Origin of the sequence: Neisseria sp. P0004.S004, assembly GCF_051963335.1 — a bacterium.
Lineage (GTDB): Bacteria > Pseudomonadota > Gammaproteobacteria > Burkholderiales > Neisseriaceae > Neisseria.
This window is the reverse complement of the sequence record NZ_JBQCUK010000005.1, coordinates 148,050-169,150: the sequence shown is the minus strand read 5'-3', so window position 1 is coordinate 169,150 and position 21,101 is coordinate 148,050. Positions and strand designations below refer to the sequence as shown.

General features: G+C 49.2%; 19 protein-coding genes and 3 tRNA genes. 15 read left to right on the top strand and 7 right to left on the bottom strand.

Going from position 1 to position 21,101, the window contains the following annotated elements:
- Positions 1–21: 21 nt before the first annotated feature.
- Both ACTHRY_RS06165 and ACTHRY_RS06160 read right to left on the bottom strand, forming a co-directional pair.
- Complete coding sequence (locus ACTHRY_RS06165; protein ID WP_049323050.1) at positions 22–804, bottom strand: ADP-ribosylglycohydrolase family protein; 783 nt, start codon at positions 802–804, stop codon at positions 22–24.
- 78 nt (positions 805–882) lie between these two features.
- The gene (locus tag ACTHRY_RS06160; RefSeq protein ID WP_049323049.1) at positions 883–1,782 is read right to left on the bottom strand and encodes a recombination-associated protein RdgC; all 900 of its coding nucleotides are present in this window, start codon (positions 1,780–1,782) and stop codon (positions 883–885) included.
- A gap of 133 nt (positions 1,783–1,915) precedes the next feature.
- Between ACTHRY_RS06160 and ACTHRY_RS06155 the strand changes: the two genes are divergently transcribed.
- Together ACTHRY_RS06155 and serS are read left to right on the top strand one after the other, a co-directional pair.
- Positions 1,916–1,991, top strand: a tRNA-Glu gene (locus ACTHRY_RS06155).
- 125 nt (positions 1,992–2,116) lie between these two features.
- A complete protein-coding gene (serS, locus tag ACTHRY_RS06150; protein WP_049323048.1) occupies positions 2,117–3,412 on the top strand; it encodes a serine--tRNA ligase in 1,296 nt (431 codons plus the stop codon).
- A 65-nt stretch (positions 3,413–3,477) separates the two neighbouring features.
- On the opposite strand, the gene ACTHRY_RS06145 is transcribed toward serS, so the two are convergent.
- From ACTHRY_RS06145 to ACTHRY_RS06135, 3 genes are all read right to left on the bottom strand, one after another.
- On the bottom strand, positions 3,478–3,717 hold the full coding sequence (locus ACTHRY_RS06145; protein ID WP_049347926.1) for a putative hemolysin: 240 nt from the start codon (positions 3,715–3,717) through the stop codon (positions 3,478–3,480).
- 129 nt (positions 3,718–3,846) lie between these two features.
- The gene (locus tag ACTHRY_RS06140; RefSeq protein WP_003747411.1) at positions 3,847–4,659 is read right to left on the bottom strand and encodes a basic amino acid ABC transporter substrate-binding protein; all 813 of its coding nucleotides are present in this window, start codon (positions 4,657–4,659) and stop codon (positions 3,847–3,849) included.
- A gap of 76 nt (positions 4,660–4,735) precedes the next feature.
- The gene (locus tag ACTHRY_RS06135) at positions 4,736–4,987 is read right to left on the bottom strand and encodes an NGO1151 family protein (RefSeq protein ID WP_003680526.1); all 252 of its coding nucleotides are present in this window, start codon (positions 4,985–4,987) and stop codon (positions 4,736–4,738) included.
- A gap of 162 nt (positions 4,988–5,149) precedes the next feature.
- Between ACTHRY_RS06135 and ACTHRY_RS06130 the strand changes: the two genes are divergently transcribed.
- From ACTHRY_RS06130 to ACTHRY_RS06115, 4 genes are all read left to right on the top strand, one after another.
- Positions 5,150–5,950, top strand: a complete 801-nt coding sequence (locus tag ACTHRY_RS06130) for a hypothetical protein (RefSeq protein WP_049323045.1) — start codon at positions 5,150–5,152, stop codon at positions 5,948–5,950.
- A gap of 121 nt (positions 5,951–6,071) precedes the next feature.
- A complete protein-coding gene (locus ACTHRY_RS06125; protein ID WP_049323044.1) occupies positions 6,072–6,632 on the top strand; it encodes a DUF3465 domain-containing protein in 561 nt (186 codons plus the stop codon).
- A gap of 144 nt (positions 6,633–6,776) precedes the next feature.
- A complete protein-coding gene (gene metZ / locus ACTHRY_RS06120) occupies positions 6,777–7,946 on the top strand; it encodes an O-succinylhomoserine sulfhydrylase (protein WP_049323043.1) in 1,170 nt (389 codons plus the stop codon).
- Between the two features lie 89 nt (positions 7,947–8,035).
- Positions 8,036–8,242, top strand: coding sequence for a DUF2788 domain-containing protein (locus tag ACTHRY_RS06115; protein WP_003747401.1), 207 nt, complete (start codon positions 8,036–8,038; stop codon positions 8,240–8,242).
- A gap of 66 nt (positions 8,243–8,308) precedes the next feature.
- Here the strand turns inward: ACTHRY_RS06115 and ACTHRY_RS06110 are convergent, their stop codons facing one another.
- Both ACTHRY_RS06110 and ACTHRY_RS06105 read right to left on the bottom strand, forming a co-directional pair.
- Complete coding sequence (locus tag ACTHRY_RS06110) at positions 8,309–9,100, bottom strand: Cof-type HAD-IIB family hydrolase (protein WP_049323042.1); 792 nt, start codon at positions 9,098–9,100, stop codon at positions 8,309–8,311.
- 198 nt (positions 9,101–9,298) lie between these two features.
- A complete protein-coding gene (locus ACTHRY_RS06105; RefSeq protein ID WP_049323041.1) occupies positions 9,299–10,690 on the bottom strand; it encodes a 3'-5' exonuclease family protein in 1,392 nt (463 codons plus the stop codon).
- Between the two features lie 115 nt (positions 10,691–10,805).
- Between ACTHRY_RS06105 and ACTHRY_RS06100 the strand changes: the two genes are divergently transcribed.
- From ACTHRY_RS06100 to ACTHRY_RS06060, 9 genes are all read left to right on the top strand, one after another.
- Positions 10,806–10,882, top strand: a tRNA-Arg gene (locus ACTHRY_RS06100).
- Between the two features lie 12 nt (positions 10,883–10,894).
- Positions 10,895–10,969, top strand: a tRNA-Glu gene (locus ACTHRY_RS06095).
- Positions 10,970–11,157: 188 nt separating this feature from the next.
- The gene (locus ACTHRY_RS06090; RefSeq protein ID WP_049322851.1) at positions 11,158–13,383 is read left to right on the top strand and encodes a DNA internalization-related competence protein ComEC/Rec2; all 2,226 of its coding nucleotides are present in this window, start codon (positions 11,158–11,160) and stop codon (positions 13,381–13,383) included.
- Positions 13,384–13,702: 319 nt separating this feature from the next.
- Complete coding sequence (locus tag ACTHRY_RS06085) at positions 13,703–16,843, top strand: M10 family metallopeptidase C-terminal domain-containing protein (RefSeq protein ID WP_053088385.1); 3,141 nt, start codon at positions 13,703–13,705, stop codon at positions 16,841–16,843.
- A 116-nt stretch (positions 16,844–16,959) separates the two neighbouring features.
- Complete coding sequence (locus ACTHRY_RS06080) at positions 16,960–17,580, top strand: phosphoribosylanthranilate isomerase (protein ID WP_049359555.1); 621 nt, start codon at positions 16,960–16,962, stop codon at positions 17,578–17,580.
- Positions 17,581–17,616: 36 nt separating this feature from the next.
- Positions 17,617–18,213: a uracil-DNA glycosylase family protein gene (locus ACTHRY_RS06075; protein ID WP_049322927.1), complete on the top strand. Its 597-nt coding sequence runs from the start codon at positions 17,617–17,619 to the stop codon at positions 18,211–18,213.
- A 10-nt stretch (positions 18,214–18,223) separates the two neighbouring features.
- On the top strand, positions 18,224–18,637 hold the full coding sequence (locus ACTHRY_RS06070) for a hypothetical protein (RefSeq protein WP_049322853.1): 414 nt from the start codon (positions 18,224–18,226) through the stop codon (positions 18,635–18,637).
- Between the two features lie 111 nt (positions 18,638–18,748).
- Positions 18,749–19,951: a tryptophan synthase subunit beta gene (gene trpB / locus ACTHRY_RS06065; protein WP_049322854.1), complete on the top strand. Its 1,203-nt coding sequence runs from the start codon at positions 18,749–18,751 to the stop codon at positions 19,949–19,951.
- Between the two features lie 193 nt (positions 19,952–20,144).
- Complete coding sequence (locus ACTHRY_RS06060; RefSeq protein ID WP_049322855.1) at positions 20,145–21,050, top strand: DMT family transporter; 906 nt, start codon at positions 20,145–20,147, stop codon at positions 21,048–21,050.
- Positions 21,051–21,101: the final 51 nt, after the last annotated feature.

Below are 21,101 nucleotides of genomic sequence, written 5' to 3'. Positions count from 1 at the left end.
TGTTCCTTTTTGCAGGCGGTTTCAGACGGCCTGATATTGGGATTCAAAAGTCAGCAGGGTTTCAGCAATGCGGCGTGGCAATATGGCTAAAGCGTGTTCGCGCATGGATGTAGGGATACCGTAGTAGGCTTCGGCGATGCTGCCAGTAATGGCCGCCAAGGTATCGCTGTCTCCGCCCAGGGAAACCGCCAGTCGGATGGCGTGTTCAAAATCATCGCTTTCAAGAAAGGCGGTAACTGCTTGAGGTACGGTTTCCTGACAGCTTTCGTTGAAATGATAATGCGGGCGGATTTGGTCGCAACTTTGGCTCAAGTCGTAGCCGAATTGTCGTGTAATGTTTTCTTTGATTTGCGCTTTGCCCATACCGGTACGCGCCCAAAAGACGGCGGCGGCTACGGCTTGCGCGCCTTTAATGCCTTCCGGGTGGTTGTGTGTTACGGCGGCGGATTGTTCGGCAAAATGCAGGGTTTCTTCCAATGTGGCAAATGCCCAGCCAACAGCAGAAACACGCATGGCCGAGCCGTTGCCCCAGCTATTATAAGGTTCTGGATCTTTCCATTCTATCCATTGTGAGAAGCGTCCGCCATATGCGCCTTTGGGGCAGGGATATGCCCTACACCAGCCTTGTAAAATAGATGCCAAATGATCGTTGCAGCCTTGTAAAACCCAATCGGCAATGGCAACAGTGCAAATCGTGTCATCGGTAAAGTCGCTGTCGGGGCTGAAAATATCGAAATCGGTATGACGGTAGTTGTCAAACTCGAATCGTGATCCGGCAATATCGCCGATGACTGCACCCAACATCGTGACATCCTTTCTGATACTTCTATTTATATTTCAGACGGCCTTTGATATTTCCCAATCAAAAGGCCGTCTGAAAAATTACTCTTGCCAGCCGCCTAAATAAGAAACCAGTTCTTCCAACATGGTGCTGATGGCTTCGGTCATCAGGATTTGCGAGGCAAAGGCGAGGCTGGCGGCATCGTCGCCGTTGCTTTCCGCTTCTTCTTGCAAAACGTCCAGATACTGGATGCGTTTGAGCGTAAAGTCTTGGGTTAGGATGAACGCGATTTGTTCGCGCCATACCAAGCCCAGCTGGGTAACGGTTTTGCCGTTTTTGACGTGTTGTACCACTTCGTCGGCGGTCAGGTCTTGTTTGGAAACTTTGACGACCGGAACAATATCACCTACGCCTTTGAGTTCGCAATCGCTGTCCAATTCAAAACCGCCCTCGCAGTGGCCTTGCAGCAGCCAGCTGGTCATCAGGGAAGAGGGTGATTGTTTGGTGTTGGGCAACGAGGCTTCCAAACCGCCCAATGCTTCGCGCAACTTGGTCAGGATGTTTTCCGCTTTGGCAGATGCGGCATTGTTGACCAAAAGATACCCGTGGCGCGTGTCGAAAATCGCCTGTGTGCGGCTGCTGCGCGTAAAGGCACGGGGCAGCAGGTCGTCGGTAATCTGCTCTTTCAGCTCTTGTTTTTCCTTGCGGCCGACATTGCGCGCTTCGTTGTTTTGGATTTCCAAAACCTTTTCATCCAAAATATCGCGGATCACGCCGGCAGGCAGGACTTTTTCTTCTTTTTTCAGGGCCACGCGCCAAGTGTAATCGGCAGGGAAAACCAGCTCGGGCGAAAAGGAAACCGGCGTGGCAAAGCCTTCGCTAAACCAGTCCAAACCTTGACAATGGGCAAATTCGGATTGCGCCAATTTGTCGGCAAGGACTTCCAATTCGGGCAATTTGTCTTTGTTGAGCGGATAAAAACTGATTTGCTTAAACCACATGGCGAGTTTTCCTTTTTATTAAAACCGGCATTATACAGGGAAAATAACATACGGAAATCGGCAGCATCTTTAAAAATGCAGTAAAGGCGTTGACAGAAGAAAAGGCTTTCTGTATAGTTCGCGCTTCGGTTACGCGCCCATCGTCTAGAGGCCTAGGACACTGCCCTTTCACGGCGGCAACCGGGGTTCGAATCCCCGTGGGCGTGCCAAAATTCTTAAAAAACGCTCCTGCTTTTTGCAGGGGCGTTTTTTATTTTCAGACAGCCTGTCGCTGTGAAAATATCTTTAAATTGGTTTACAATAATGCCATTCTGAATCTTAACGAGAGAAAACAATGTTAGACATCCAATTGCTCCGCAGCAATACCGCCGCAGTTGCCGAACGTTTGGCCGCACGCGGTTATGAGTTTGATACCGCGCGTTTTAATGCTTTGGAAGAGCAACGCAAAGCCGTTCAAGTGAAAACAGAAGAGTTGCAGGCTTCGCGCAACAGTATTTCCAAGCAGATCGGCGCGTTGAAAGGCCAAGGCAAACACGAAGAGGCTCAAGCTGCGATGGATCAGGTTGCCCAAATCAAAGCGGATTTGGAGCAGGCTGCCGCTGATTTGGATGCCGTTCAGAAGGAATTGGATGCTTGGCTTCTGAGCATTCCGAACCTGCCGCACGAAAGCGTGCCTGTCGGTAAAGACGAAACCGAAAACGTTGAAGTCCGCAAAGTTGGCACGCCGCGCGAATTTGACTTTGAAATCAAAGACCATGTTGATTTGGGCGAGCCTTTGGGTTTGGATTTTGAAGGCGGTGCGAAACTGTCCGGCGCGCGCTTTACCGTGATGAAAGGCCAAATCGCCCGTCTGCATCGCGCTTTAGCTCAGTTCATGCTGGACACGCACACGCTGAAACACGGCTATACCGAGCATTACACGCCTTATATCGTGGATGACACCACTTTGCAGGGCACAGGCCAACTGCCTAAATTTGCAGAAGATTTGTTCCATGTTACCCGCGGTGGCGACGAGAGCAAGAAAACGCAATATCTGATTCCGACTGCCGAAGTGACGCTGACCAATACTGTTGCCGACAGCATCGTGGCAGGTAGTGATTTACCGTTGAAATTGACTGCGCATTCCCCATGTTTCCGTTCCGAAGCGGGCGCATACGGTAAAGATGTGCGCGGTTTGATTCGCCAACACCAATTCGACAAAGTGGAAATGGTGCAAATCGTTCATCCGGAAAAATCATACGAAGCGCTGGAAGAAATGGTCGGCCATGCTGAAAATATTTTAAAAGCGTTGGAACTGCCATACCGCGTGATTACTTTATGCACCGGCGACATGGGCTTCGGCGCGACCAAAACCTACGACTTGGAAGTTTGGGTTCCGGCGCAAAATACCTACCGCGAAATTTCCAGCTGCTCCAACTGCGAAGATTTCCAAGCTCGCCGCATGAAAGCGCGTTTCAAAGATGAAAACGGTAAAAACCGTTTGGTGCATACTTTGAACGGCTCAGGCTTGGCAGTCGGCCGTACTTTGGTGGCGGTTTTGGAAAACCATCAAAATGCCGATGGCAGCATTAATGTTCCTGCTGCGTTGCAACCGTATATGGGCGGCGTGACCAAACTGGAAGTAAAATAATCGCTGTTTAAATGAAAAGGCCGTCTGAAACTTGGGTTCAGACGGCCTTTTATATGATTGGGCAATTATTTGTTGTGTTGACGGAAATATTCCCATTCTTCAACGACTTTACCGTCAGGCAAGTGGCACACGCCGTATTCGTTGCCGTCTTTGTCTTTTTTGATTTCGGATTTGCCGCCTTGTTTGAGGCAGAATTCAGAAGCCGGATTGGCCACGCCGACGTTGGGTGATTCTTGTTTTTCAGAAGCGGAGCAGGCAGCCAAAGTAGTGGCGGCAGCGAGGCTGAGGATAAGGGGTTTGATCATGGCGTGTCTTTCATTTGAGGGATAAAAACCAGCGGATTATAGGGGAGGCTTGCGTTTAATGGCGTTAACCAGATTAAAGGCCGTCTGAAAAGTTTTCAGACGGCCTTGAGTTTAAGAAGTCATACCGGATTATTTGGCTGCTTCGGCTTTTTCTGCTTTTTCGCCTTCTTTAGCAAAGTATTTGGCGTAAATTTTGTCGTATTCACCACTTTCGCGTACTTTTTTCAGCGCATCGTTCAACATTTTGATGGTTGCTTCGTCGCCTTTGCGTGCAGCGATACCATAGTTTTCGATGGTGAAGTCAGGTAGGGAGATGAAATCCAAGCCTTTGGTCGGGTTGTTTTTCACATAGTTGGCAATGACCGCACTGTCGCTGACTACGGAATCCAAACCGCCGTTTTCCAATTCTTTAATAATCAGGGGAACGCTTTCAAAGCGGGCGATTTTCGGATTGTCGTTGCCCAAGAGTTTGGAAACGGAGAAGTCGCCGGTGTAGCCGGTTACTACGCCGACTTTGGCCATGTTTTTCAGGTCTTCGGAAGAGGCCACTTTTTTGCCTTTTGGAACGAGGACAACTTGGGTGATTTCAAAGTATGGATCGCTGAAGAGCATACTTTGTTTGCGGTCGTCAGTGATGGTTACGCCGGACATAACGATGTCCACGTCGCCGTTGTTCAGAGAAGGGAAGAGGCTTTCCCATGGCTGGTGTTTGAATTCGACTTTGAAGTTGCCGGCTTTAGCCATGGCGTTCATTAAGTCAACATCAAAACCTTCTACTTTGCCGGCAGAATCCAAAGATTCAAATGGGGCAAACTCGGCGTTGGAGCCGACACGGTACACTTTATCGGCAGGAGCAGAAGCATTGTTGCTTTGACCGCCGCAGGCAGTCAGGGCAAGGGCGGAGCAAGCGAGGGCAGTGGCCAGCCATTTTTTCATGTTCATGATATGTGCTTTCTTAATAAAATGTTAACGGATAAAATCTTAGTTTAGCATAATTTTGCGAACATACTAGCCGAAATCAGTGGTCTTTTTCTCGGAAAAATGCGTAGGTTACGTCATGGAAGAGGTCGGTGTGCGGACTGTCTTCGTAGCTCAATTCCGCCAACGCGTCTTCAAAGGCAAGCTGGATGGATTCTACGGCATCGTTGGCCATGTCGGAGGGCAGGGAGCGGATAAGGCCTTTGAGTGCGGTGGCGAGGACGTGGTTTTGCATACGCAAAGCGTCGTTGGCCTCTTCCAGATATTCGAGGCGTTGTTCGATGCTGCTCATGATGTATCCTTGAGTATTAAATAAAATAGTGATTATATAGCGAATTAATATTAAAATGTGACGCTTGCGCCGGCTTGCCGGATATGTCCAACCATCGGCCGTATTTCAAGTGATTTTAGGTTTGAATGCGGTTCACAATAAAAATGAAAAAACGAGATTATTATGGAAAACAATCGTCTTGACCCCACAGCCCTCGAGGAAGAAGACCTGAATTGGGAAAAACGCCTGGAAAGATTGCGTCAGGCACGCCAATTCAATACCGCGCCGACTCATGCGCCATTGGTCAAAAAATCGGATGAAGCTGTCGAAGTTGCGCCCAAAACCGCGCCTAAAAAAGAATATAAATTGGATGCGGGCAATCGTGAAAAAGTATTGGAAGAATATTTGTACCGCTGGCAGTTGGAGCACAATACTGCTTTGGCCGACGATGGCGAAGCAGTGGAAACCGATGCGATGGTGGTTTTGCAGGACAACTGGTTGAGCGCACAATCGGCATTACAGGCCGCGGCTTCAGAGCGTCACATTGAATCGACCCGTACCGTCAGACTAAATCCGAAATCAGGTGCCGTAGATTTTGATGCGCCTGAAATGGAAGAAACTGAAAAACCGGAAAATGATGATGCGCAAGCGGCTGAAGAGGCGGTTTCAGACGGCCTTGAACAAGAACCGGCCATTAATGTTCATATCAATGTATTGAACCCGCAGGCAATTGGCCGTCGGGAAGTATTCTGCGTTTCTGAAAAAGATTTGACCGAGCGTCTGATTAAGCGTTTACGCCCCCATGTGGCCGATGCGGTCAACGGCATGATTCGGATTGCCGTGCAAAAACAAATGGCCTTGTTCACTTACCAGTTGCAGCAAATGCTGAACGAGCAGGCGCCGGGTTTGGTGGAAGATGTATTGGAACACAACGTCAAACGTATTCTGGACGATATGAAGGTTGAAATGAAATACCGCCGCTGAGTATCCGGGCCGTCTGAAAAGTTTCAGACGGCCTTTGGCATAAATTTCCCTTAAAATTTTGCGAAGCGTGTATAATGGCGGCTCACGTTTTCGTGATAAATATCCTTTCTAAATAGTTGATATGCCCGATGCAGAATCGGGCATTTTTTTTGAGATTGTTATGAATAAAAACAAAATCATTGTATTGCTGATTGCTCTGGTTGCCGTATTTGCCTATCAAAAAATGCAAAACAAGCAGCCGCTACAATCGCAGCATCAGCAGAAAATAGAAGCCGTTCAAAAACAAAACAATGCGGGCGGAGAAAACGCCGATACGGCTCAACAGCAAACCGGTTCGGGCAAACAATCGGCAGAAGTGGTTTTGAAACAGGCGTTTGAAAACGAACAAAGTGATATTCAGGTTGAAGGCGAGGGCACGGTATGGAAAACCCTGCCGGATGACAACAAAGGCACGCGCCACCAACGCTTTATCTTGAAGCTCTCCAGCGGCCAGACGCTTTTGGTGGCACACAATATCGACCTTGCCGATAAGATTAAGGGTTTGAAAAAAGGCGATAAAGTAGCGTTTTACGGAGAATACGAATGGTCGGAGCAGGGCGGCGTTATCCATTGGACGCACCATGACCCGTCAGGCCGGCATACTGACGGCTGGTTGAAACACGACGGCCGCCTTTATCAGTAAAAACGGTTTTCCTGTTTTTTCAGACGGCCTGAAACACGGCCTTCGGCTTGAAAGATGGTAGAAATCGGCGCAAAATGTTAACAAGTTAAACAGACGGAAAAATATTGTTCCGTCCATTGGAATACACAGTAGATTGGAGAATAAATGAACAAAAAACTTCATCCGCAAACGCTGGCCATCCGGGGCGGCAAAGAGCAGACCGAATATCGCGAACACAATCAGGCGCTGTTTTTGACCAGCAGCTTCATGTGGGAAAGCGCGCAACATGCGGCAGATTTGTTTTCCAAAAAAATTAAAGGCTTTACCTATACCCGTACAGCCAATCCGACTACTGCCGCTTTTGAAAAACGCATTGCCGCATTGGAAGGCGCAGAGCGCGCGGTAGCCACTTCGACCGGTATGTCCGCAATTCAGGCAGCGTTTTTTACCTTCTTGCAAGCAGGCGACCACGTTGTTTCCAGCCGCAGCCTGTTCGGCACGACCGTCGGTTTCATCAACAACATCGTTACCAAGTTCGGCATCGAAGTCAGCCATGTATCGCCGGTTGATGTAGATGAATGGAAAGCGGCCATCAAGCCCAATACCAAACTGTTTTTCTTGGAAACTCCGTCCAACCCATTGGGCGAAGTTGCCGATTTGGAAGCGCTGGCTGAACTGGCGCACAGCATCGGCGCGCTTTTGGTGGTGGACAACAGCCTCTTGTCGCCCGTCGGCTCGCAGCCTTTGAAACACGGTGCGGATATTTCCGTTTCTTCCGCAACCAAAGCCATCGACGGCCACGGCCGCGTGATGGGCGGCGTATTGGCCGGTTCGGAAGAGCTGATGACGCAAGTTGCCATATATTGCAACTCTTGCGGTTTGGCAATGTCTCCGTTTAACGCATGGCAGTTGTTGAGCGGCGTGGAAACCCTGTCGCTGCGTATGGAAAAACAATTCGACAACGCCCTGAAAATCGCCCAATGGCTGCAACAACAGCCGCAAGTCCAAGCCGTGTACTACACCGGTTTGCCCGACCATCCGCAGGCAGAGCTTATCCGCAAGCAACAAAACGGCGGCGGCATCGTCATCGGCTTTGAAGTGGCCGATCAAGAAGCCGCATGGAAAGTCGTGGACGGCGTGGCGCTTTTCTCCCGTACTGCCAACCTCGGCGACGTGCGCTCGACCATTACCCATCCGTGGACAACCACGCACGGCCGGATGCAGCCTGAAGAAAAACTCGCCGCCAATATCCGTCCGGGCTTGATCCGCCTCTCTGTCGGTTTGGAATACATTGACGATTTGATTGATGATTTGCAACAAGCATTGAACAAATAATCTAAAAACAAATTTCAGACGGCCTTAAAATTTAATAGGCCGTCTGAAAGCAATCAAACACACATCTTAAGAATAAAAGGAAAAAAATAATGTCTGAAGCAGAATTCGCCTCGTGGGCAATGAAAATCCTCCTCACCGGCCTGATTATCTTTTTGGGCTTTATCGTTTGGAACTTGGGTAAAGAATCCAAGGCCGGCAAATTCGGCATTGCCATGCTCTTCTTGGTTTTGGGCTTGGGCGTGTTTGGATTTGTATTCAAAGAATTGCTGATTAGCTTTTTGGTATTGCCGAAATAAGCAGGAAGTTTATAGATAGAACAAGGCCGTCTGAACATTTTTTCAGACGGCCTTTTGATTTGATAATTAAATTACGCCTAATTCTTGCAAGCCGCGCAATACGCCGTCTTCATCGACACTTGGGCAGACGAATTGTGCGGCGGCTTTGGCCGCTTCTTCGCCATTGCCCATGGCAACGCCAAAGCCGACGGTTGACAGCATTTCCAAGTCGTTGAAGCTGTCGCCGAATGCCATCACTTTGCCCATATCAATGCCCAGTTTTTCCACTGCGTGGGCGATGCCACGTGCTTTTGAACCTTCTTGTTTGAGTAGGTCCATGGCATGTTTGTGCCAGCGGACGGATTTGAAGCCGTGTTGTTGAATCAGCGGTTGCAGGATTTTTTCTTCTTCCTCATCCACAAAGACCAACATTTGATAGACGGGTTGTTTGCGGAAATATTCTTTGTCGGTTAAAAAGTTGGGCAGGATATGCGATAAACCTTCGACAACGCGCGGAGAGTTGGAGGAGACGGCAATTTCTTGGTTGTTGACGAATGCGTAGTCTATTTTGTGTTGCTTAAGCAGGTGGATGGCGGTTTCTATGTCGGCAATATCCAAGGGGTAGCTTTGCAGGGGCTCGCCGCGAAAGGAAATATATTGGCCGTTGATGGTAACGAGCATGTCGATGCCGCATTCTTGAATCAAGGCTTTGACTTTGGCGGGAATGGCGGCTTCCGGACGGCCGGTGGCGATGGCAGTCAAAATGCCTTTGGCTTTCAATGCGCGCATGGCTTGGGCAACCGAAGGGCGTAAGGTATCCGTGTATTTACGGTAGAGGGTGTCGTCAATGTCAAAGAAGATGATTGCAGGATTGTTCATGGTTCACTCGTCGGGCCGGGTATACACAGCTTTCATTGAAAATTGTGTGAACAGCTTGTGTATAAATTGGTTTAGTATTTGATTGCTATTATAAAAATAAGTTCTGATTAAAATTTAGGCAGCTTTTTGTTTTGAGAATAAAGCAGAAAGTTATCCACATCAGGCCGTCTGAAAATTTGGTTTTCAGACGGCCTTGTTTTAAGCAATCAGACGGATATTTTCTTTGTCTTGCCTGAATTTGTTTTTAATCACGATAGGCAGGCTGCTGTCGAAATACCAGCTGCCATCAGGCAATGCCAACGCGCCGCCGGCGCAGAGCAGGGTAATGCTGTTTCCGGTCAGGGGATCGGTTTCGGTAATTTCAATTTCATGCGCTTTGCCCCAATCGGTTACGGGGAGTAGGTGGGCAAGCTCGGTAATACGTTGGTTTTGATGTTTGATGCCGTTGGGTTGGCGGCAGTCGCCGTTGCATTTTCCGACGGCCTCAACAGGGCAGGGTTCGTCCTTTGCGTAGCCGGTCGGCAAAATATTGAGCGAATCCGGGCAGAGCCTGTGTTCTTGCGACCATTGTGCCAAAGCACGTTTGGCTGCTTTTTTGTGGGCAAACAAACCGTATGGACGCCAGTTTCTGGTGCCGTTGTTTAACAAGACAATGCGTGCTTGAAGGCTGCCGTGTTCGTCAGCGATAAAGCGGACGGTAGAAAACGATGTGGATTTTTCAGACGGCATCAGTTGGTATTCCTGCATGGTCTGGGCTTTGAGCCATAATGTATGGAGCTGACCGACTGCCGGAATAAAACGGATGGAGGCTGCGGCTTTGATGTGCGGTGGCAGTTTTTTGCTGTGCAGCAGGGTGGCGGTTTCACTGTATGCGCGTTCGTGTGCTTCAATGGCCTGGGCTTTGCCGAAATGGTCAAACCAAACCAATACGCCGTAACTGTCGGGCAGGGCATAGAGCTGTTGGGCAAGAGAATCGGGCAACCAAGTGGGCAACATTTTCGGATTCATCAATACACGGACGTGTTCATCCCATTGTTGGTGATTTTTTTCTGCCAGACTTAATTCGAGATAATCACACAATGCGGCAACATCGGTCATGGCGCGGTGGCGGTTGGCCGTCTGAATGCCGGTGCGTTCGATAATGCTGTCGAGGCTGTGTTTGTAAAACTCAGGATACAGGCGGCGAGACAGTTGAACCGTACAGAGAGAGGGTGCGGCAAAGTCAGTATGGATACGGGCAAACTCGTGACGCAGGAAGGTATAGTCAAAGCGGCTGTTGTGCGCAACAACTACAGCCCCTTGCAATAGCGGCAACAAATCGGCTGCAATATCGGCAAAGACAGGCGCGTTTTTCACCGTTTCATCATGAATTCCGGTCAATCTGGCAACAAATTCGGGAATGCTGCGGCAAGGATTGACCAATTGCTCGTAATGTGTGGCGCGTCCTTGCTCAAAACGAACAAGGGCGACTTCCGTTATCCTGTCTTGATAGAAATTTCCACCGGTCGTCTCCAAATCCACCACGACCACAGGCCGTCCCAAACGGGAAAATGCTTCGGATAAGAGCGGCCAGCGTGCGAAATCTGACATTTTATTCTCTGTAAATTCAATAGCAAATGCGCATTTTACACGCTGTCTGTAAGTTTTCCAAATAAAACGCTTGACAGTAAATAGCCTTCTCTTTATAATTCAAACCTTTCTTGATGCACCCGTAGCTCAGTTGGATAGAGTATCTGGCTACGAACCAGAGGGTCGGGCGTTCGAATCGCTCCGGGTGCGCCACAGAAAATCTCCGCGCCCATCGTCTAGCGGTTAGGACATCGCCCTTTCACGGCGGTAACCGGGGTTCGATTCCCCGTGGGCGTGCCAGTTTATAAAAAAGCGCAATCTGTTTCGGGTTGCGCTTTTTTGCGTCTGTCGGTTTTGAAATGATTTGACGGTTTTAAAATGATTTGAACCTCTCTTTTTATCTGCTAACGCTGGTTGGTATTTGTCATAATATACTAAAAACATTTATTATTATATATCTAATAATCATAATTTGAGGGAAGACGTTCATGGCGTGGCGGTTTGTATTGCCTGCTTGGGTGGTTGGGGTAGTGCTTTCGTTTGCGTTGCCGTTTGTGCCGCTATGGTGGGTTTGGTTGTCTGTAATCATTGGCGCGCTTTCGTTGTGTCGAAGATTTGCTGTGGTTTGGTTGGTGCTGGCTGTTTGCGTGGGCATGGCGTTTGGTGTGTGGCGAACAGGGCTGGTGTTGGCCGGTCAATGGCCTGTAGGGGAGGTGGCGGCTAAAGTTTTGACGGTTGAAGTGGCGGATATGCCGCGTGATGATGGTCGGCGCGTGCAGTTTGCGGCAAGGGCTTGGGATGAGCGTGGGCAGGCTTTTGATTTGATGTTGTCGGATTATCAGCGGCGTGATTGGGCGGTGGGCAGTCGGTGGTCTGTATCGGCGCGGGTAAGGCCGGTGATCGGTGAAGTGAATGTGCGCGGTTTGAACCGTGAAACATGGGCTTTGGCCAATGGTATCGATGGCATGGGTACTTTGGGACGCGATAGGAAACTCGTGCGTCAAGGCGGTGGTTTCGGTTTGGCTAATATGCGTGATGCGGTAAGCCAAAGTTGGCAGAGAATAGAGGATAAATATCCTGAGTTTTCAGACGGCATAGGGTTGATGCGTGCTTTGAGTATTGGTGAGCAATCGGCGTTGCGGCCGCCTTTGTGGCAGGCATTCCGGCCTTTGGGGCTGACGCACTTGGTCAGTATTTCGGGCTTGCATGTGACGATGGTGGCGGTATTGTTTGCCTGGCTGATTAAGCGAATTTTTCGTTATTCGCCGTGGATTCCGGCGCAACCGCGTGTGTGGATATTGGCCGGCGGTGTTGCCGGGGCTTTGTTTTATGCACTTTTGGCCGGTTTTTCCGTGCCGACGCAACGCAGTGTGTTGATGTTGGTTGCGTTTGCGTGGGCATGGTGGCGTGGCAGTGGCGGCTCGGGATGGACGGCGTGGTGGCAGGCTTTGGCCGTTGTTTTGTTGTTGGATCCGTTGGCCGTATTGGGCGTGGGAACGTGGTTGTCTTTCGGCTTGGTTGCTGCTTTGATTTGGGCTTCATCAGGCCGTCTGAAAGAGTCGGGCTGGCGTTTGGCTGTACGGGGGCAATGGGCGGCGACGGTATTGTCGGTGGTATTGCTGGGCTATTTGTTTGCTTCGTTACCTTTGTTCAGTCCCTTGGTCAATGCGCTGGCTATTCCTTGGTTTTCTTGGGTATTAACGCCGTTGGCTTTGCTGGGTTCAGTTTTTTCTTTTGAACCTGTCCAGTTAATAGCGGCATTTTTGGCGGAATACACTTTACGCGGTTTGGTATGGCTGGCTACGGTATCGCCTGAATTTGCCGTCGCAGCGGCGCCCGTGCCTTTGCTGGTGTTGGCGATGATGGCGGCTTTGCTGTTATTGTTGCCACGAGGACTAGGCTTGAAACCTTGGGCATGTTTGGTTTTATTGGGTTTTGTGTTTTACCGTCCTGCCAAGTTGGAGGAGGGGGTGGCAAGAGTTACGGTGATGGATGCGGGGCAAGGTTTGTCGGTGTTGATACAAACGCGTAACCGCAATCTTTTGTTTGATACGGGAACGGAGCAAGTGGCGCAAACAGGTATTGTGCCGAGTTTGAACGCGATGGGCGTGCGCCGTTTGGACAGCCTGATTTTGTCGCACCATGATATTGACCATGACGGCGGTTTTCAAAGTGTGGCGGCTGTCGGTGCCGATAAATTGCTTGCCGGACAACCTGAGTTTTATCCGAATGCAGAGTTTTGCCAAGAAGACAAATGGCAATGGGACGGCGTAGATTTCGAGTTGCTCCGGCCGTCTGAAAATACGGGCAAGGAAGATAACGACCAGAGCTGCGTATTGCGTGTCGTGGCAAACGGCAAAGCCTTGTTGATAACCGGCGATTTGGGCGTGAAGGGCGAGGCCGGTTTGATTGAGAAATACGGCAATGCGCTGTATAGCCAAGTGTTGGTGTTGGGACATCATGGCAGCAGTACGGCTTCGTCAGGCAGCTTTCTGCATACGGTTTCGCCGCAATATGCCGTAGCATCCAGTGGCTATGCCAATGCCTACAAACATCCGACCGTTGCCGTACAAAATCGTGTCCGCGCGCACGGTATTACTTTGTTGAGAACAGATTTGTCAGGCGCATTGGTGTTTGTTTTAGGGCAAGACGATGTGTTCCGAGGCCGTCTAAAAAAGGATAAGTTTTATTGGCAGAAGAAACCGTTTGAGTAAAAGGATAAAAGGCCGTCTGAAAGACTTTTCAGACGGCCTTGATATTTTTTTATTCTTGACGGGCATTATCCAAATTTTGTGTGAATCCAATTGTGGATAGTTTGGTTTGATATTTGATAATAAAGAATAAATTAATTGTGATGAAAAAATAGGCAGTATAAGAACGGAGTAATAATCACGAAGTCATTTTATAACTGTTGTTAATTTGATAAGCATTTTGAATCTGTTTGGATGAATAAATCCACTTGTTTTTAGCTTGCTTATATAATCTAAACGCATTATTGCATATTCAAATTAAATTTAACAAAGGGATAAAGAAATGACTGAAACTCAAAACCAACCTAATAACGAAGAGTCCGTAGTGATTATCGGCACGCGTCGTGATGATGTGCTGTATGGCAGCTTGGGACACAATATTTTTTACGGCGGTTTAGGAAACGATACCTTTATTGTGAACAACCGGAATGACCAAATCGTTGAAAGGTACGGCGAGGGTACGGATACGGTTTATACCCATACGACTTATACGTTGCCAAATTATGTTGAAAACCTGACGATGACCGGCCACGATAATATTTTTGGTTTCGGCAACAATTCCGACAACGTCCTTATCGGGAACAGCGGCAACAACCGTTTGAGCGCCGGACGTGGCAAGGATGTGCTTTACGGCGGGGCGGGTAATGATTTGCTGCTGGCAGGCGATGATGACGACAAACTTTATGGTGGCGACGGCAACGATATTTTGCGTGGCGATCATGGTAACGATTATTTGGAAGGAAACGAAGGCGACGATGTTTTAGACGGCGGAATCGGTGCAGACGTAATGCGCGGCGGCAATGGTAACGACACGTATTATGTGGACAGTCCAAACGATGTCGTTATCGAAGAAGCCAATGGCGGCATTGATACGGTCTACACAGGTATGACTTATCGTTTGCCGACTCATGTTGAAAACCTGACCTTGACCGGCAGCGGCAATTATTTCGGCTTCGGCAACCATTCCGACAACGTCCTAATCGGCAACATTGGCAACAACCGTTTGATCGGAGGCCGCGGCAATGATGTGCTTCGCGGAGAGGCAGGCTATGACTTGCTGTTGGCGGGCGATGGCGACGACAAACTTTACGGCGGTACCGGCAACGATATTTTGCGCGGCGATGCCGGTAATGATTATTTAGATGGCGGCGAAGGAAATGACACGTTTGAAGGTGGTAGCGGAGATGATACTTATGTGTTCCGCCGCGGCAGCGGCCATGATGTCATTTCAGATAATTTGGGCCATAACAGCATTCATTTTGAAGGTTTGAGTGCGAAGGATATTAGTCTTACTACTCGTCCAAGCGCCAGTAATCCTGCCCTTAAAGATTGGGTATTTACGATTCGTGAAACAGGCGAAACGCTGACTCTTAAAGAGCAACACAAGACCTATTCATCTGTATCCAAGTATAAATTCGCGGATAAGGAAATGGATGTTGCTGAAATCTTCAAATATCCCGAGCACGATGCCGGCGAAGACAGCGTAACCATGCGTGTGCTTTACAAAGATGGTCATGCCGTCACACATGCCGCCGAACAAGGGCAGTACCTTCAGACGGCCTCTTTGCAGTATTGGGAAAATATTGCCACTCAAAAAAGAGCCAATGATATTGTCCGACCCAGTTATAAACAGGCTCAGCATTCTATTTTTACCAAAGACAGTGATGGCGACGGTTTGGTTGATGCCATTGACCGCAATCCGCAGGAGTGGAATGTTTCCGAGCGCGATTTGCGGATGTTCTCGTCGTTGGTTTATGAATCTTCATATGATCTGCATGCTTTATTTACAGGTAATTATTGGTGGAATACGAGATATGCTTCTATTGTCAAAGATATTAACAGTAAATATTTTATCAATCAGGCTAATATCTCTGAACTGACTGGGGAATGGAAATTGCTTAGGGCTGATAGTTTGGGAAGCGGTTTGGATTATGCGATTTTCGGCAATTCGAACAAAAAGGGCGGTTGGGAAAATGTTGTGGTAGCGTTTAGAGGTACGCAGGCGACCAGCATTGAAGATGTTTTGGCTGATTTGAAAATTGCGGACGGTAAGTTGCCGGAGCAAACCAAATATTTGGATGATATTGCCCGTTATGTTAATACGCTTCATGCCAAAAATGTGTATTCGACCGGACATTCGTTGGGAGGCTATCTTGCAGAATACTTCGCCGCACATACCATGCAACAGCGTTATGACTGGGCAAGTAATTTTAAACGCAGCAGCCTGTTTAATCCGGCTGTTTTGAATGTGGACAGCGATTCGCCCGAAGCTTTAAAACAAGCACGGGATATGGCCGATAAAATGGCGGAAACACGTATCATAGACAACTCGGATACCACACAGGCACGCCATCTGTATGAAACCAATTCCTATGTAATCAAAGGCGAATGGGTTGGAGATGGTTTTTCTGGTAAAACAGGTGCGGGTATTGGTGCAGTAGTCGGTGGGATATTGGGTGCAGTGACCGGAGGACTGGGCTTTGCGGCTGGAGCTGCTCTAGGTTTAGCTGCAGGTGCTGCTGCGTCCCAAGTTCATAAAGGATTGGGCAGATATCCGAATGCCAAGGTTTTGGATTTCAAAAGCGGCGATGTATGGGGCAAACACAATATGACCAGCTTTTATGAGTCTGATACCGAACTTGAACAATACTTCTCCCAAGGTAAACGTATCGACAAGCATTACAAAAATCCTTATTTGAGGGATTCTGACCAAGACGGTTTTTCAGACGGCATTGAAAACAAATGGGGTAGCAGCAGTAATGATGCCCAAGAAACGCCATACGCAACTGGTACATCTACTATTTATAACGATGACCGGCCCATGCTTGCCGTGGTTCAGACAGAGGATGCAGCCGGTAACGTTCTGTCACTCAAAGGCGTGGAAATGACGGCGCACCAGCAGGGCGATAAGATGGCGTATGCGGCAAACGGTAAGGAAATCGACTTAGGCAAAAACGGCTTTGATTGGTCTGTCAGCATCAGTGGAGACAACAAAGGCGTAGCGGCCTTGCATGGTAGTGCGGCTGACGATGTATTGAAAGGCAGTGATGGCAATGATTATCTGGCAGGAGGTCTGGGTGGCGATACCATTGTTACCGGCGAGGGTAGAGATACGGTGGCATTTACTGCGTGGGATGTCCGCGAGGGCAAACTGGATCATTTGCTGGATTTCAATCCGGTCAAAGACAAGTTGGATTTGAGCGCCATGCGCCCGTTGCTCAATGAGAAAGAAAGCCAGGTTAGCTGGGCGGATTTGTTTGTCCGCGATGTGGATACATTCAGCCCCGACCGCTCGTATCTTGTGTTCAACAGCGCCCAAAAAACCTTGGCGTATCGGGGTGCAGGAGCTGAAAGTAGCACAGAGTTTGCACGTTTCTACAACGAAGACGCTGCGCAGCTGACGGCCGCCAATATTATCGGCTGATGGTTGTTTTGAAGTTTAAGGCCGTCTGAACTTGATATTTCATGTTCAGACGGCCTTAAACTTTGTGTTTGTTAACTATATAATATCTGACTCATCTGTTTAAAAAGGCCATCGCCATGAACACCATACGCACCAAAATTTGCGGTATTACCCGACCTGAAGACGCGCTGGCTGCGGCCGAATTGGGTGCGGATGCCATCGGGCTGGTGTTTTACGCCAAGAGTAAACGGGCTGTGAGTATTGAGCAGGCGCAGGAGGTTGTGAGAAATTTGCCGCCGTTTGTATCGGTGGTGGCCTTGTTTGTGAATGAAAACGAGCAAACCATCCGTGAGATTTTGCGTCAGGTGCCGATAGATGTGATTCAGTTTCACGGCGATGAGGACGATGATTTTTGCCGTCGGTTTGACCGCCCGTATTTGAAGGCCGTGCGCGTACAGTCCGCTGCCGATATTCAGACGGCCTGTGCCAAATTTCCGAATGCCCGCGCTTTGCTGTTTGATGCCTATCATCCGACCGAATACGGCGGTACGGGACAAAGTTTCGATTGGACCATGTTGCACGGCAATATCGGCAAACCGTGGATACTTGCCGGTGGATTGACGGCGGAAAACGTTGCCGAAGCGGTAAAAATCAGTGGCGCGGCGGCGGTGGATGTGTCTGGCGGCGTGGAAATCTCCGGCGGGATTAAGAGCAGGGAGAAAATGGCGGCGTTTATTCAGGCAGTAAAGGCCGTCTGAAATTTTGTTTGAATGAAAAACAACCGGAATACAGATATGCAAGAGCCAATCGTTGAATCCCACCCCTTCGCAGCCTTGTTGCCGCCGCAGGCAACGGTCATGATGATGGGGACGTTTCCGCCTAAAGAAGAAAAACACGCGATGCAGTTTCATTATCCGAATTTCCAAAACGATATGTGGCGCGTGTATGGGCTGGTGTTTTTCGGCGATGCGGCGCATTTTCAAAAGCAGGGCGAAAAGGCGTTTGATGCCGATAAAATTAAAGCGTTTTTGAGTGAGAAGGGGATTGCATCCTGTCCGACCGTGTTGAAGGCCATACGCGAACATGGCAATGCTTCGGATAAGTTTTTAAAAGTGATAGAAACCGTCGATTTGGCGGCAGTATTGGCGCAAATGCCTGAGTGCCGCCATCTTTGTACCACCGGCGGTAAGGCAACCGAAGTTTTGTTGGAGATTCAAGGCAGCGGTATGAAAATGCCGAAGACAGGCGAAACAGTGCCGTTTCACTATGTTGGACGTGAGTTGACCCTGACGCGTCTGCCTTCGACTTCGCGTGCCTATCCTTTGAGTTTGGCGAAAAAAGCGGCGGCGTATCGGGCTTTTTTTGAAATGGCTGGATTGACTGTTTTTTAGGAGTAGGGTGATGGACCGTTATGAAATTTCTTTAATGACGTTTATGGCTTTGTGGTGGCTTTTTAATGTCGTCTCAGTGTGGCTGAAGGCCAAACAATGGCATATCAAGGTATTGCTGGGCGGAACGCTTTTGTATGTGATACAAATATCTGCAGTCATTATGTCTGTTAACGGCCTTAATTGGATATTTTTGAATGTAAGCACTATAAAAAATACCAATGAGTTGATTATTGCTTTGCTTGTGCTTAACTTTTTGGGTTGTTGGTTGCTGGCACTGTGGCTGGGGATGTTGGCATTAAAACTATGCCTGAGAAACAAAAACGAAGAAAAATATATCGCGCCGCCGTTGGGTACGGCATTGATTGCAACATCGAGCTGTACGCTGTTGTTCCTATTTTGTCTGCTGATATTATTATTCAATTAGTTGCCGACAAGATGAATGGAAAACGGCTATAATTGCTGACAATTTTACTTTCAGACGGCCTTGTACTGAATCAGGCCGTCTGAAACCATAAAACGAACAAGGAAAAATCCCATGAAAAATTATCACGCTCCCGACGAGAACGGCTTTTTCGGCGAACACGGCGGCCTGTACGTTTCCGAAACCCTGATTCCTGCTTTGCAAGAATTGGCAGAAGCCTATAAAGCAGCGAAAGAAGATCCTTCATTTTGGGAAGAGTTCCGCCATGATTTGAAACACTATGTCGGCCGTCCCAGCCCTGTTTACCATGCCGCGCGATTGTCCGAGCATTTGGGTGGCGCACAAATCTGGCTGAAGCGTGAAGATTTGAACCACACTGGTGCGCACAAAGTCAACAACACCATCGGTCAGGCATTGTTGGCACGCCGCATGGGTAAAAAACGTGTCATCGCCGAAACCGGCGCGGGTCAGCACGGCGTGGCTTCTGCTACCGTTGCCGCACGCTTCGGCATGACTTGCGACGTGTACATGGGTGCAGACGATATCCAACGTCAAATGCCCAACGTGTTCCGTATGAAATTATTGGGTGCGAACGTGGTCAGCGTGGACAGCGGCAGCCGCACTTTGAAAGACGCGATGAACGAAGCCATGCGCGAATGGGTTGCCCGCGTGGACGATACGTTCTACATCATCGGTACTGCCGCAGGCCCTGCGCCGTATCCGGAAATGGTACGCGATTTCCAATGCGTGATCGGCAATGAAGCCAAAGAACAAATGTTGGAAGCCATCGGCCGCCAACCTGATGTTGCCGTTGCCTGCGTGGGCGGCGGCTCGAACGCCATCGGTTTGTTCCATCCCTATATCGAAGAAGAAAACGTGCGTTTGGTCGGCGTAGAAGCCGGCGGTTTGGGTGTGGATACGCCTGACCACGCCGCACCGATTACCAGCAAAGCCCCTATCGGCGTATTGCACGGTTTCCGCAGCTATTTAATGCAGGACGAAAACGGTCAAGTCTTGGGTACGCACTCTGTTTCCGCAGGCTTGGACTACCCAGGCATCGGCCCGGAACACAGCCATTTGAACGACATCAACCGCGTGGAATACACTGTTGCGAAAGACGACGAAGCACTCGAAGCCTTTGACTTGCTTTGCCGTTTCGAGGGCATTATTCCTGCGCTGGAATCCAGCCATGCCGTTGCTTGGGCGGTGAAAAACGCGCCGAAAATGAGCAAAGACCAAGTGATTTTGGTCAACCTCTCCGGCCGTGGCGATAAAGACATTAATACCGTGGCGAAACTCAAAGGCATTGAGTTGTAAGCCTTATTGATTGAGCAGTAAAGGCCGTCTGAAAAAGCTGGATTTCAGTCTTTCAGACGGCCTTTGTTTCCGTAATGATCAGCGTAGTATTTTATCCGCACAAACTCTATCAAGTATCGGCGGCTAAGGAAATTTATCCTTCCAAACTGAGCTTGTACGCTTTCTAAACCGATTATTCAAGTTATCCATCACCATGAAACATTTAGTAATCCATCTAAAACTATTGGGCATGGCGGCGTTTTGGGGCGCATCTTGGCCGATGGGGCGGATGCTGGGACAAGCGCTGCCGCCTTTAACGGGCGGTATGCTGCGCTTTTTGACAGCGGCAATTTTGCTTTTGGGCTGGCTGTTTGCACGGTATCGATTGCGTACTTTGGCGGTTTTGTCACGCAAACAATGGCTTGGATTGGCACTGGCGGCGGCATTCGGCGTATTTGGTTTTACTGTGTTGTCTATGCTAGGTTTGCAGCGGCTTCCTGCTTCAAGGGCGACGGTGTTGGTCACGTTCAATCCTGTGTTAACGATGTTTTTTGCGGCTTTGCTATTTGGCGAGAAACTTAACGGCAAGATTGTGTCGGGTATGTTGTTGGCAGTGGCAGGCTCGATATGGGCGGTCACACATGGCGAGATTGCGGCATTTTTGTCGGGTGGCGGCATAGGGTGGGGCGAAGTGCTGGTGTTTTGCAGCCTTTGCTGCTTGGTTACTTATACGATGATAGGCAGGGCGGTGTTGCAGGGGATTGATGCGCTGACGGTCACTGTGGCTACCGCTTGGCTGGGTGCAATGATGTTGCTGCCGCCTGCGCTGATTTCAGACGGCCTGCCGTTTGGTATGCTTGCCGAAATGGATGGCAGGGGCTGGTTTGCTTTGATTGGCCTGTCTGTCGGGGCAACGGTCTTGAGCTATGCGTGGTATTTTGAAGGCGTGAAGACTTTGGGCGCCGGCAGCGCGGCGGCGTACATTACTTTGGTGCCGGTATTCGGTATTTTGTGTTCCGCTTGGTTTTTGGGCGAGGCATTGCATGTTTCCTTGGTTGCCGGCTGTTTGGCGGCGGTGGGCGGATTGGCGTTGATGCAGTACGGAAGACGTGCCGTCTGAAATAGGAAATATGTTATATAATAATGAAACTAATCAAACCATTGTTTTAAA